The organism is Lentzea sp. NPDC058436 (assembly GCF_042721515.1).
GTDB lineage: Bacteria > Actinomycetota > Actinomycetes > Mycobacteriales > Pseudonocardiaceae > Lentzea.
On sequence record NZ_JBHXLF010000005.1, the window covers coordinates 66,497 to 78,755 of the forward strand.

Annotated in this window: 10 protein-coding genes; 4 read left to right on the plus strand and 6 right to left on the minus strand. The window is 70.9% G+C overall.

Annotated elements, in window-relative coordinates; genetic code table 11:
- The first annotated feature begins 49 nt into the window (after positions 1-49).
- Positions 50-2,611, plus strand: a complete 2,562-nt coding sequence (locus ACFWN2_RS21455; protein ID WP_382429799.1) for a BTAD domain-containing putative transcriptional regulator — start codon at positions 50-52, stop codon at positions 2,609-2,611.
- Here the strand turns inward: ACFWN2_RS21455 and ACFWN2_RS21460 are convergent.
- Entirely contained in the window at positions 2,556-3,167 is a 612-nt protein-coding gene (locus ACFWN2_RS21460) for a TetR/AcrR family transcriptional regulator (RefSeq protein ID WP_382429800.1), read from the minus strand. The genes ACFWN2_RS21455 and ACFWN2_RS21460 overlap by 56 nt on opposite strands.
- Positions 3,168-3,238: 71 nt before the next feature.
- On the opposite strand from ACFWN2_RS21460, the gene ACFWN2_RS21465 reads away from it, so the two are divergent.
- From ACFWN2_RS21465 to ACFWN2_RS21475, 3 genes are read left to right on the plus strand one after another with little or no spacing between them, the layout of a single operon-like run.
- On the plus strand, positions 3,239-4,096 hold the full coding sequence (locus tag ACFWN2_RS21465; protein WP_382429802.1) for a metal-dependent hydrolase: 858 nt from the start codon (positions 3,239-3,241) through the stop codon (positions 4,094-4,096).
- Positions 4,096-5,025 carry a PDR/VanB family oxidoreductase gene (locus ACFWN2_RS21470; protein ID WP_382429804.1) on the plus strand — a complete coding sequence of 310 codons (930 nt, stop codon included), beginning with the start codon at positions 4,096-4,098 and terminating at the stop codon, positions 5,023-5,025. Before ACFWN2_RS21465 ends, ACFWN2_RS21470 begins: the two co-directional genes overlap by 1 nt.
- 2 nt (positions 5,026-5,027) lie before the next feature.
- Complete coding sequence (locus ACFWN2_RS21475; RefSeq protein ID WP_382429805.1) at positions 5,028-6,641, plus strand: SDR family oxidoreductase; 1,614 nt, start codon at positions 5,028-5,030, stop codon at positions 6,639-6,641.
- Between the two features lie 62 nt (positions 6,642-6,703).
- Here the strand turns inward: ACFWN2_RS21475 and ACFWN2_RS21480 are convergent, their stop codons facing one another.
- Genes ACFWN2_RS21480 through ACFWN2_RS21500 form a run of 5 tightly spaced genes read right to left on the minus strand, consistent with a single transcriptional unit; the run spans position 6,704 to position 12,249 of the window.
- Positions 6,704-7,144, minus strand: a complete 441-nt coding sequence (locus tag ACFWN2_RS21480; RefSeq protein WP_382429807.1) for a tetratricopeptide repeat protein — start codon at positions 7,142-7,144, stop codon at positions 6,704-6,706.
- Positions 7,141-8,613 (minus strand): carboxylesterase/lipase family protein, encoded by a 1,473-nt coding sequence (locus tag ACFWN2_RS21485; RefSeq protein ID WP_382429809.1) that lies wholly within the window; start codon positions 8,611-8,613, stop codon positions 7,141-7,143. Before ACFWN2_RS21485 ends, ACFWN2_RS21480 begins: the two co-directional genes overlap by 4 nt.
- Positions 8,614-8,664: 51 nt before the next feature.
- On the minus strand, positions 8,665-9,171 hold the full coding sequence (locus tag ACFWN2_RS21490; protein ID WP_382429811.1) for a DUF4231 domain-containing protein: 507 nt from the start codon (positions 9,169-9,171) through the stop codon (positions 8,665-8,667).
- 51 nt (positions 9,172-9,222) lie between these two features.
- Positions 9,223-10,191 (minus strand): NAD(P)-dependent alcohol dehydrogenase, encoded by a 969-nt coding sequence (locus tag ACFWN2_RS21495; protein ID WP_382429813.1) that lies wholly within the window; start codon positions 10,189-10,191, stop codon positions 9,223-9,225.
- A gap of 54 nt (positions 10,192-10,245) precedes the next feature.
- Positions 10,246-12,249, minus strand: coding sequence for a hypothetical protein (locus ACFWN2_RS21500; RefSeq protein WP_382429815.1), 2,004 nt, complete (start codon positions 12,247-12,249; stop codon positions 10,246-10,248).
- Positions 12,250-12,259 lie beyond the last annotated feature (10 nt).

Consider the following 12,259-nt stretch of genomic DNA (forward strand, 5'->3'; position numbering starts at 1 on the left):
CGGTCGCGGTGTGCGGCCGGTGTGCGCGTGGTGTGTGAGAATTCGCCGCGTGCGGATCGGGGTGCTCGGTGGTGTTCGCGCCATCACCGGCGACGGCGAGCCGGTCGACGTCGGTTCGCCCAGGTCGCAGATCGTGCTGGCGGCTCTGGCGCTCTCGCCGGGCGTGCCGCTGCCGGTGCCGCGGCTGATCGACCTCGTGTGGGGTGACGAGCCGCCGGCCACCGCTCCCAAGGCTCTGCAGTGGCACGTCGCGCAGCTGCGCAAGGTCCTCGGCGCTGACGCGATCGCACGCGTTGGCGCGGCTTATCGGCTCGACGTGCCCACTGACGTGTCGGAGTTCTTGGGATTTGTGCGGTCCGGGGATCCTTCCGCGGCCGTTGCGGCGTGGGGTGGCGTGCCGCTGGCCGGGCTGGACGCGCCGGGGTTGGCCGCGGCGGTCGCCGGGCTGGTCGAGGAGTGGCTGGGTGCGGTCGAGAAGGACTTCTCACGGCGTGTGTCGGCCGAGCCTGCGGCTGTCGTGGGTGAGCTGTCGTCGTTCGTGGCTTCTCATCCCACTCGTGAGGGGCTCGCGGCGCTGTTGATGACGGCGCTCTACCGGACCGGCCGGCAGGCCGACGCTCTCGCTGTGTACCAACGGGTTCGGCAGGTGTTGATCTCCGAGCTCGGCGTGGAGCCGGGGCCGGAACTGCGTGCCGCCGAGCAGCAGGTGCTGGCGCACGCACCGGTTCCGACGCCCGTGCTGATCGGCAGGGAGGCCGAACTCGCCGCCGTCGCGGAGGCTTTGCGGCTCGCGCCGGTCGTGACGCTGGTAGGGCCGGGCGGGATCGGCAAGACGCGGCTGGCCTCGACGGTGGGCGGGACGTTCGTGTCGCTGGCGGAGATCACGTCCTCCGCTGACGTGCCGCGGGCCGTTGCGGACGCGCTGGGGATCGTGGAACGGCCCGGTGTGTCCGTGGTGCGGGCGGTGATCGCGGCGCGCCCGTCGTTGCTGGTCCTGGACAACTGCGAGCACGTGCTGGAGGGAGCCGCGGCGTTCGCTTCTGCTGTGTGTTCGTCGGTGCAGGTGCTCGCGACTTCTCGTGAACGTCTTACGGTGGCAGATGAACGTGTCGTCGTCGTCGAGCCGTTGGACGCGGCGGCGAGCGTTGAGCTGTTCGACGTCCGCGCGCGTGCTGCTGACCCCTCGTACTCGGGCGATGCCGCTGTTGTCGAGCTGTGCCAACGGCTTGACGGGATTCCACTGGCGATCGAACTGGCGGCGGCGCGCGTGCGGAGCCATCGGCCCGCCGAGTTGCTGACCCGGCTGGACATCGGCGTCCGGCGCACCGGGGCGGAGCGGCACCGGACCGTGCGCGCGGCGATCCAGTGGTCCTACGACCTGTTGTCGGCGGCGGAGCAGGAGTTGTTCTGCCGGCTGTCGGTGTTCGCGGCGCCGTTCGACCTCAGTGCGGTGTCGGAGGACGACCTGCTCGGCGACCTGGTCGAGCGGTCGGTGCTCACCGTCCACGACGGACGGTTCGGGCGGCGGTTCCGGATGCTGGAGCCGTTGCGGCAGTTCGCTTTGTCGTTGTTGAGCGATCGCACCGCCGCGATGTCCGCGCACGCGTCGTGGTGTCTGCGGCAGGTCTCCCGGATCGGCGAGCTGGTGGGCGGGCACGACGAAGCGGAGGGCGTGGGGCGGCTCGCGGAGCTGTGGCCGAACCTGCGGGTGGCGGTGACGTGGGCACTGGAGTCCGGGGACGTGCGGCTGGCCGAGACGCTGGTGCGGCCGGTGGTCACCGAACTGCCGTTGCGGGGGCGGCGGGAGATCGGCGACTGGGCCGAACAGCTCGCCCACAACGGTTTCTGGCTCATCTGGGTCGCGGAACGCGACATCCAGAGCTCGAACCCGGCTGGGCTGCCCGCCGTTCCCGACGATCCGCTGAGCCGGTACGCGCGGGCCTACGCGTCCGGGGACGGTCCGGGGCTGGCGGCCCGCCTGCCCGAGGCGGTGGCGTCAGTCGAGGAGCCGCACCTGCGGGCGTTCCTGGAGATGATGCCGTCGGGCACGTTGCTCGGGGCCGGGCGGTTCGGGCTCGTCGACAGGACGGTCACGGGGCTGGCCGCGCGGTACCGCGCGTGCGGGCCGCCCACGTTGCTGCACTGGGCGTTGCAGACGCTCGGCTACAGCGCAATGTTCCAGGGCCGTGAGCCGGACGTGTTCTTCGACGAGGCGGCGGACGTCGAGGTGCCGCCGGGAACGTTGTCCGCCAACAAGACCACCGAGGCGCGGCGGGCGTTCCGCCGGGGCGACCTGGACGCGGCGTTCGAGTCGCTCCGGGCGCACGTCGAGGAGCTGCTGGAGACCGGCAACGTGGTGGCGGCGAGCGTGGTGGCGGTGGAGTTCATCGCGATCACCAGGGGCAGCCTGCCGGACGAGGCGGCGCGGGTGCTCGGGTATCTGAAGCACGCCAACGACTTCGGGGCGATGGCCGCGGAGAGACTGGTCAAGGGGCTCACCTCGGACGCACCAGGCATGGACGACCGGGAGGCGTTGCTGCACATGCGGTCCGTGCTCAGCGCAGGCCGTGCGCGATCCGGGTCACGAAGGCCGCCAACCGATCCGGCGTGAACCTCTCCGGGTCGGTGAGCACGAGCCGGCCGGACATCTCCGCCAGCGCGAGCATCGCGTGGCCGAGCAGGGCGGAGTCGAGGTCGTCGAGGCGGCCGAGTTCCTTCAGGCCGAGCGCGGCCAGCTCCTCGATCTGCGCCAGGACTCCGGCGCGGACGAGTTCGACCTGGGCGCGGAACTCGGCGGGCGTGCCCTCGGGTGGCAGCAGCACGAGGCGCCAGCGATCGGGGGCCGTCACCACGGCGTTCACGAAGACGCGGACGGCGTCGGCGAAGGCGTCGTCCGGTGACCGGGTCGCGAAGTCGGTGGGCAGGGCGGCGACGACCTGTTCGGTGGCCCGGCCGGCCTCGCGTTCGAGCAGGGCGCTGATGAGCTCGCCCCGGTTCGCGAACAGGTCGTAGAGCACGGGCTTGGTGACCTGGGCCTCCTTGGCGACGGACTCCATCGTCACGGTGTCGAAGCCGGCCGGGATGAGGCTCAGGGCGGCGTCCAGCAACTGCTCGCGGCGCTGCTCCGGCGGCAGGCGGCGGGCGTACTTGCGACGCGTTGTGTTCACGGGACCATATTGCTACGGTGGCGTAGCTTTCACAAAGCTACGGGCGCGTAGTAATTGGCGGAGGTACTGCGATGGAGCCGGACAACCTCGTTCTGCAGCCGCGTGACGTGCAGTTCGACTGGTCGACCCTGCCGATGCACTGGGTCCCGGACGAACCGGTGGCCACGCACGTCATGAACGTCCTGCACCTGCTGCTGCCCGAGGGCGAGCGGTGGTTCGTGCGCACGTTCCAGCAGGCCGTGCCGCTGATCTCCGACGACACGCTGCGCGAGGACGTGCTCGGGTTCATCGGGCAGGAGGCGATGCACGCCGAGGCGCACAGCGAGGTGCTCGACCACCTGCTCGCCAACGGGCTGGACCCGCGGCCGTTCACGCGGCAGATGGAGCACGTGTTCCAGCGGATCCTCGGGCCGGGGACGGGGCTGAGCCCCGAGCAGGCGCGCGAGCGGCTGATCGAACGGGTCGCGATCGTCGCCGCGGTCGAGCACTTCACGGCGTACCTCGGCGACTGGATGCTGAACGCGGACGCCCTGGACCGGGCCGGCATCCACCCGGTGATGCTGGACCTGTTGCGCTGGCACGCGGCCGAGGAGGTCGAGCACCGCAGCGTCGCGTACGACCTGATGTGCCACCTCGACCGCCGGTACGTGCGGCGTGCACGCACGATGCTGCTGGTCGCGCCGGTGCTGTTCTGGCTGTGGGTGCGCGGCGCGCGGTTCATGGTGCACGCAGACAAGACGACGAAGACGCGGCTGACGTGGCGCGAGGCGATGCGGGCGGGCCGGCGCGGGCTGCTGCCGAGGCTGTCGGAGATCTTCCGTGCGTTCCTGCGGTACTTCCACCCCGCGTACCACCCGAAGCAGGAGGGGTCGACGTCGCAGGCGATCGCGTACCTGGCGTCCTCGCCGGCGGCCCGGGAGGCGCACTGATGCGCGGCGGCGCTGCCCGGAGAGGCGGTTCGACGCTGAGCGGCCTCACCCGGTTCGGCACCCTCTACGACGCCGCGGTCGCCCGCTTCGGCGGCCGGGCTCGACCCGGTGTCGCGCGGGATGCCTTGTGGCTCACCGTTGTCGAACGCTCACACGTCGCGGACGGCGTGGTGAGCCTCCGGTTCGGCGGCACGGCACTGCCCGCCTGGCAGCCGGGCTGTCACGTCGACCTGCACCTGCCGTCCGGGCTGCACCGCCAGTACTCGCTGTGCGGCGACCCGTCCGAGGACACCTACCGGATCGCGGTCCGCGAGGTCGGGGCCGGCTCACGCGAGGTGCAGGCGTTGCGGGTCGGCGACCGGATCCAGGTGCGCGGGCCGCGCAACGCCTTCCCGTTCGCCGGCATCGGGCCGATCGTGTTCGTGGCGGGCGGCATCGGGATCACCGCGATCCTGCCGATGGTGCACGCGGCCGCGCGGCGAGGTCTCGACTGGCGGCTCGTGTACCGCGGGCGGTCGACGACCACCATGCCGTTTCTGGACGAGCTGCCCGCCGGCCGCGTGGACGTGCGGATCGGCAGGGGCCCGGAGCTGCTCGCGGACGCCTCGCCCGGCGGCGCGGTGTACTGCTGCGGGCCGACGACGATGCTCGACCAGGTGCGGGCCGAGTTCGCCTCGCGCTGGCTGCACTTCGAGCGCTTCAGCCCGCCGCCGATCGTGGACGGACGCCCGTTCGCGGTCGAACTGCGTCGCAGCGGGGTAACCCTCGACGTACCCGCCGACCGGTCGGCGCTGGACGTGATCAGGGACTTCCGGCCGTCGGTCGCCTACTCGTGCCGGCAGGGGTTCTGCGGCACGTGCGACGTCGGCGGCGTGCGGATCTGCGTGGACAGGCCCACCGGTGATCGACTGGTCTTGGAGGAGCTGTGAAGGTGCGTTCCGGCGAAGTCGAACTGGCCGTGCGGGTGCGCGGCACGTCCGGGCCGACGGTGGTGCTGGTGCACGGGTATCCGGACACGCACGAGGTCTGGGACCGCGTGGCCGCGTTGCTGGAGAAGGACTTCCGCGTCGTCACCTACGACGTGCGCGGGGCGGGCGAGTCGACCGCGCCGTCCACTGAGGACGGCTATCGGCTGGAACACCTGGCAGCCGACCTGTTCGCGGTGATCGACGCGGTCAGCCCTGACGAGCCGGTGCACCTGGTCGGGCACGACTGGGGCTCGATCCAGTCGTGGGAGGCCGTGACCACGCCCGGCGCGCGGATCGCCACGTTCACGTCGATCTCCGGGCCGTGCCTCGACCACATGGGCCACTGGTCGCGCAAGGGCCTGTCGCTCGCGCACCTCAGGCAGTTCCTCCGCTCCTGGTACATCGCCGCGTTCCACCTGCCGGTGCTGGCGCCGTTGTTCTGGCGGCTCTACCTCGGACCCCGCTGGGCAGGCGTGCTGCAGCGCCTGGAGGGCGTGAAGGTCAAGCCCGCGCGCACGCTCACGTCGGACGCGGTGCGCGGGATCTCGTTGTACCGGGCCAACATCCGGCAGGTCATGCGCTCACCGCGGCAACGGCTCGCGCCCATGCCCGTGCAGGTGATCCAGCCGACGCGCGACCGCTACATCCGCACCGAACCGCTCGACCTCGAACGCTGGGTGCCCTCCCTCACCCGGCGCCGGATCGCGGCGGGCCACTGGGCACCGCTGAGCCACCCGGAACCGCTCGCCAGGATGATCAGCGAGTTCGTCACGGACTCCAGGCCCGAACGCGAGCTCGTCGTGATCACGGGCGGTGGCAGCGGCATCGGCCGGGCGACCGCGCTGGCGTTCGCCAAGGCGGGCTCACGGGTCGTGGTGTCCGATGTGGACTTCGCGGCGGCAAAGGAGACAGCGGACCTGACGGGCGGCCACGCCTACGAGGTCGACGTGCGCTCCGAGGAGGCGGTGCGATCCTGGGCGCGGCAGGTCGCGGACGAGCACGGCGTACCCGACGTGGTCGTGAACAACGCCGGCATCGGCCACTCCGGCTCGTTCCTGTCGACGACCACCGAGCAGTGGCAGAAGGTGCTGGACGTCAACCTGTGGGGCGTCGTGCACGGCTGCCGGGCGTTCGGCGAGCTGATGGTCGACCGCGGCGAGGGCGGCCACATCGTGAACCTGTCCTCGGCGGCGGCCTACCTGCCGTCGAAGATCCTCTCCGCGTACGCCACCAGCAAGGCGGCGGTGTTCATGCTGTCCGACTGCCTGCGGGCCGAGCTGGCACCGCACGCCATCGGCGTCAGCGCGATCTGCCCGGGGATCGTGAACACGAACATCACGGCGACCACGACGTTCTCCGGTGTCAGCTCCGAGGAGCAGCGGCGCAAGCAGGACCGCGCGTCCCGGCTCTACGCGCGGCGCGGCTTCGGGCCGGAGGGCGTGGCTCGGGAGATCGTGCGGGCGGTGCGGGCCAACCGGGCGGTCGTGCCGGTGACGGTGGAGGCCAAGGCGGCCCGGCTCGCCGGGCGGGTGGCGCCAGGGCTGTTGCGCACGTTCGCCAAGTTCGACGTGGGCTAGGACGCTCCCGAACACGCAGGTGCCGGCCGACCCGAACTCAGGGTCGGCCGGCACTCACACGACTAGACGTCCGCCAGCTCCCCGCCGAACGCGGCCGCCAGCCGCAGCCACGGCGCGGCCTCCCCGGCCCGCCCCTGCCGCTCCAGCGTCCGCCCGAGCAGCAGGTGGGCGTAGTGCTCGACCGGGTCGCGGTCCACGATCTCGCGGAGCTGCGTCTCGGCCCTGCCCAGCTGCGCCGAGTGGTAGTAGGCGCGGGCCAGCAGCAGGCGGAGGTCCGTCTGGAACGGCACCTCGCCGGCGACGTCGGCCAGCAGCTCGGCGGCCCTGATGTAGTCGCCGGACTCGAACACCAGCTGCGCGCGCTCCCACTTCTCGGCGGGAGTCTCGACGTGGTCCTCGTCGAACAGGTGCCTGACGGTCACCCATCGATCTGCCGCCACCTCACCGTTGGGCCGGTAGGCGTGGAAACCGGTGCTGTCGTGCACCGCGAATTCGTTGTTCATCGAACCTCCCTTCCGGCCCGTACAACGCTGTCCAGGGACAGGTATTCCCACGTGTGGTTCTGCCAGATCCGCCGCGACCGCTCCTCCGGGTACGCGGTCACGGTGTCCTCGACGTCGAAGACGCGCGTCAGGCGGTCGGCGGAGTAGGCGGGCCAGCCCGGATCCCCGGACACCGCGAACGCCGTCCAGGCCGCCCGCATCCGGGCGGACACCTGTTCCGCGTCGGGCGTGAGCTCGCCGAGCACGGTGGACGACTGGCCTCGGTCGATGTTGCCGAACACCAGCGGGACGTCGATGCCGTGACACGCGCGGAAGATCTCCGTCGGCGACCAGGCCACCACGTAGACGTGCGCGCGGCCGCCGCCGGCCACCTGCGCTTCGGCGAGGTGCAGCGACGGCATGCGGAACAGCCAGTCCGAGCAGACCAGTTCGAACAGCTCCTCCGGTTCCAGGTCCGGATAGGAGAGGCCGGGCGCGAACACCTCCAGCGCCGCCGAGGCCTGTTCCGACGTGACGTTGCCGACCAGGCCCTCCAGCACGGACAGCAGGCGTTGCTCGTCAAGCGTGTGCCCGCAGACCAGATCGACGTCACGCGCCGCGCCCGATCTCAGCGCTTCCCAAGGCATCACAGGCAGAACGTCGCCGTCGACCACCGCTGCGAACGGGATCCGCTTGTGCGCGGCCTGACCCCACCGCGACACCTCGGTCATCCTGGCCATGACCTCGTCCCCCGCCGCCGGCAGGAGCTCGGGTTCCACAGTGGACAGATCCTCGACGGTGGGCAGCAGGCCGAGTTCGGCTGCGCAGGCGGCGGTGATGTCCTCGGCCAGTTCCGGCGCGAAGAACACGCCCGGCACGCTGCTCGCGATCGCCCGGTGGAACAGGCCCTTGGCGCGCGGCATCGCGAGCAACGCCGCGACCGACCCCCCGCCCGCCGACTGCCCGAAGATCGTCACGCGGCCCGGATCCCCGCCGAACGCGCGGATGTTCGCGCGCACCCACTCCAGCGCCGCGACCTGGTCCAGCAGGCCCCGGTTCGCCGGAGCGCCGGCGATCTGCCCGAAGCCCTCGATGCCGACGCGGTAGTTGAACGTCACCACCACGACCCCGCCGGACGTGAGCCGCGTGCCGTCGTACTCGGGCAGTCCGGACATGCCGACCGTGTAGGCACCGCCCTGGATCCACACCATCACCGGAAGATCGCCGGCCAGGTCGGGCGACCAGACGTTCAGCGTCAGCCAGTCGTGGCCGGCGGCACCGAGGGCGTCCATGCCGAACACACCGGCCTGTGGTGGTGGCGGCCCGAACTCCAGCGCGTCCCGCACGCCGTCCCACGCCTCCACCGGTTGCGGTGCCGCGAAACGACGAGGCCCGACCGGTGGCGCGGCGAACGGGACGCCGCGGAACACCGCCGTCCCCGACTCGGTGGTGCCGCGAACAGTTCCCCCGGTGACCCGAACCTCGACCATGCGCGGATCGTGGCCCGATCGCCCGCGGAAAGCGAGGGAATTACCGCGGGGTCAGGTCTTGGCGCCGTTCAGGTCCGGAAACGCGACGTCCTTGAAGTACGTCGTCGCCTCCTGCTTCCTCAGCTCACCGAGCTTGTCGATGAACGCGCACGCGGCCTTCTCCTGCACCAGCCGCTGTTCCGCGTCCTCGCTGACGGGGAAGTTGCCCGGCGCCGTCTTCCACTCCAGGTAGGCGGCGGTGACGGCCATCTCGCTGTTGCGCAGCAGGATCCACGACTGGTCCCACCGGTAGAACGCGCGCAGCCCGGTGAGCCCGGCGACGACGACGCCGGCAAGCGAGATCACCAGCTCCTTGCCCGTGTAGTCGAGGCTCGTCAGCACCGGCAGCGAGGCGCCGACGAGGATGACCAGCATCCCGCTGATCCGGTAGAACCGCCGGTGCCAGCGCGCCCGGACGTCGTAGAACGTCCGCAGCCACATGGCGTACGCGTCCGCCGTGGCGACCACGCCGTCGTTCATCTCCGCGATGCGCCTGGGAAAGATCGGGATGGTCCTCATCTGGCCCCCTCGCCCGGAACTGACTCCCCGGTGCAAAGGCTAGGGCAAGAGTCAGGCCGTGACGACGACTTTCGCGCGGGCGTGCTCCGATTCCACGTGACGGATCGCGTCCGGGACGTCGGTCAGCGGGTAGGTCCGCTCGATCACCGGCACCAGCCGCCCCGACTCGGCCAGTTCCCGCAGCGCGGCGAGGTTCTCCTTGCAGGGCTTGGCCTCCAGCACGACGAGCCGCTGCCGGGTGAACGACGACAGCACCCTGCCCAGCAGGATCAGCCGGTACGGACCCAGCACCACGCCGCCGGTGAAGCTGCCACCACCCGACAGCACCAGCGTGCCGTCCGGCGTGAGCAACGACCGCAGCGCGCTCATCGACCTGTTCCCCACCAGGTCGAAGACGACGTCGTAGACCTGCCCGGTGCGGGTGAAGTCCGTTGTCCGGTAGTCGACAACGTGGTCGGCACCGACCGCACGGACCTGCTCGACGTTGCGCGTGCTGCACACCCCGGTCACGACCGCCTTGCGCGCCTTGGCGATCTGCACCGCCATCAGCCCGACCCCGCCGGACGCGCCGTTGATCAGCACCTTCTGCCCCGCCTGCAGGTCCCGCAGACCCATCCACGCGGTGTTGCCCGCCAGCGGAAGCGTCGCCGTCTGCTCGAACGTGAGGTTGGACGGCTTGTGCGCCACCAGGTGCGCGGGCACCCGGACGTACTCGGCGAAGGACCCCTCGACCTCGCCGAACACCTCGTCCCCGACCTGCACCATGCCCCCGACGCCGGGCCCGAGCTCCTCGACCACCCCCGCGAAGTCCATCCCCCTGATCCGCGCCTTCGGCCCCTTGAGCCCCAGGAACAGCCGGGCGAAGTACGGGTCACCACGCATGATGTGCCAGTCGGCCGCGTTCACCGACGACGCCCGCACCCGCACCAGCACCTCGCCGGCCGCGGGCACCGGGCGGTCGACCTCCCGGAGTTCCAGCACGTCCGCGGAGCCGTATCTGTCCTGGACGATGGCCTTCATCGTGTCCCTCCCTCTCTTGCGAAGGAAGGTAAGGCGCGGCAACGCCCTGACACATCAGGGACGTTCCCTAGGGTGGTCACCCGTTCTCATCCGGTCGGCGAACTCGCGCGCGTCGGCGAGGTCTTTCGCGTACTCGGCCAGGCGCTCGGCGCGGAAGTCCTCCGTCGGCGGGTCCGGGTCGTCGTCCTCGTCCTCGAAGGGCCTGACGTGGGTCAGGAACGCGACGAGCTCGGGCCGTCCGGAGCCGATCAGCTCCTCGTGCAGGCCGGGAGGGAACCCGCAGGACGGGCGCGAGCCGTGGTAGCCGTCGATCACGCCGAGGAACATCGAGTCCAGGTTCGGGAACGACTCCCGGTCCACCACCTCGGCCGGGAGCGGAACGCTGTCGCGGCGGTGGTGCGCGGTCCACACGTCCTGTTCGAGGTCCAGCTCCAAAACCCGTTGTGCCGCACGGGATCGGGCCAGGTCGACCAGGCCGTCGTCACCGATCACGTTGTCGTGCAGGTTCAGTTCCCACAGCCGCGGCAGCACCGGCCACGCGGCGAGCGTTCGCGCGCCGTCGGAGTCGATGTTGTTGTGCGCCAGCGAGATGCTGTCGAGGTTCGGCGCCTCCGGTGGCAACGTCGTCAGGTCGCGCAGCGCGCAGTCGTCCAGGTTCAGCACGCGCAACGTGCGCCAAGCCGATCCGTCGGGCAGGCCGCCCAGCGGGTTGCCCGACACGTCGAGGGATTCCAGCGGAAGCTCCAGCACCGCGCTCAGGCCGGCGGAGGTGAGACCCGTGGCCGAGAGGTTCACCGACTTCAGACCCTGGACCTGTGCGACGGCACAAGCACCCGCGTCACCGATCGGTTGCACGGCAGCTCGGCCGTAGTGCGGCGACCCACCCGCTTCCCCGCTGAGGTCGAGGTGCCCGAGTGCGGGCATGCGTGCGGTGAGCAGTGTGCGCACACCGTCCGGGCCGAGGTGGTTCTTGTGCAGGTCGAGGTGCCGCAGCCGCGGGTACTCCGCGGCGAACGCGGCCGCCGTCCGGTCGGTGGCGACGAGGTCGGTCAGCACGATCTTCTCGACGATCGCGGAGTCCACGGCTCCCAGCACACGGGCGATCGTGTCGTCGCCGACGGGCAGCGACGCGAGGGTCAGGCCGGTGAGCTGCCCGAGCACACCGCTGTCCGCGATCGCTTCCACCCCTCTCGCGCCGAGCCCTTCACGGCCCATGCCCATGGTTGAACCCTGCACGACGAGGTCACGCAGGTTCGTGAGTTTCGCGCGGGAGAAGAACTCCTCACACGCGATGTCGTCCGCCTCGATGACGTTGCCGAAGAACTGTTCCCACAGCGGTTGCCTGCCGTCCTTGCCGCAGCGGAACCCGATCGCGAGCCGGTCCAGTGTGGAGAGTTCCTCGCACGCGGCCAGGTCGCGTGCCTCGTTGGCATCGCGCACGAGCACCTGGGCGGACCTCAGCTCCGGCGCGAAACCGTTGCGCAGCAGGTGGACCAGGTCGGGCGCGAGCATTCCGGCGTGCCGCAGCCGGGTCGGCCGGTCGAACCGGATCGGTGGTGGCTGGAAGTTCCACAGGTCCTCGGTCACGTGCGCGAGCACCAGCGACTCGAGCCGGGTGGCGGTGCCGGTCGCCGCGAACCGGGCGATCGCCTTCGCGTCGAACTTCGACAGCCGGGTGAAGTCGACGGACTTCAACGACTCCCACTGGTCGGCGCTCTCCGCGAGCGCCGCGACCTGCCGGCTGTTGAGGTACGCGAGCTTCAGGTGGGTGACGGCCCGGTGTTCACGAGGATCCGGCAACGCGAGGTCCCGCATCCCGGCACGGGCACTGGACAGGTCGAGCGAACGGACGAGCGGCCAGGCCCGTCTGACGAAGCCCGATTCCAGTGCGGCGAGCCAGGAGTACGGCGCCTGACGGGTCTCGTCCGGCCAGGAGTGCAGCTGTTCTTCGCACCACGCAAGAAGATCCTCTTCGGTTCTCTCCACCTCGGCACAGAGCGCGCGGAACGTCACCGTGCCCGGCGTTCCGCGCAGCGCTCTCGCGATTTCCTCGTTCACCCGCCCGAAC

Coding starts and splice junctions, on each gene's coding strand:
- ACFWN2_RS21465 (WP_382429802.1), top strand. CDS start 3,239: ATGGAGCCGGACAACCTCGTTCTGCAGCCGCGTGACGTGCAGTTCGAC.
- ACFWN2_RS21470 (WP_382429804.1), top strand. CDS start 4,096: ATGCGCGGCGGCGCTGCCCGGAGAGGCGGTTCGACGCTGAGCGGCCTC.
- ACFWN2_RS21480 (WP_382429807.1), bottom strand. CDS start 7,144: ATGAACAACGAATTCGCGGTGCACGACAGCACCGGTTTCCACGCCTAC.
- ACFWN2_RS21485 (WP_382429809.1), bottom strand. CDS start 8,613: ATGGTCGAGGTTCGGGTCACCGGGGGAACTGTTCGCGGCACCACCGAG.
- ACFWN2_RS21490 (WP_382429811.1), bottom strand. CDS start 9,171: ATGAGGACCATCCCGATCTTTCCCAGGCGCATCGCGGAGATGAACGAC.
- ACFWN2_RS21495 (WP_382429813.1), bottom strand. CDS start 10,191: ATGAAGGCCATCGTCCAGGACAGATACGGCTCCGCGGACGTGCTGGAA.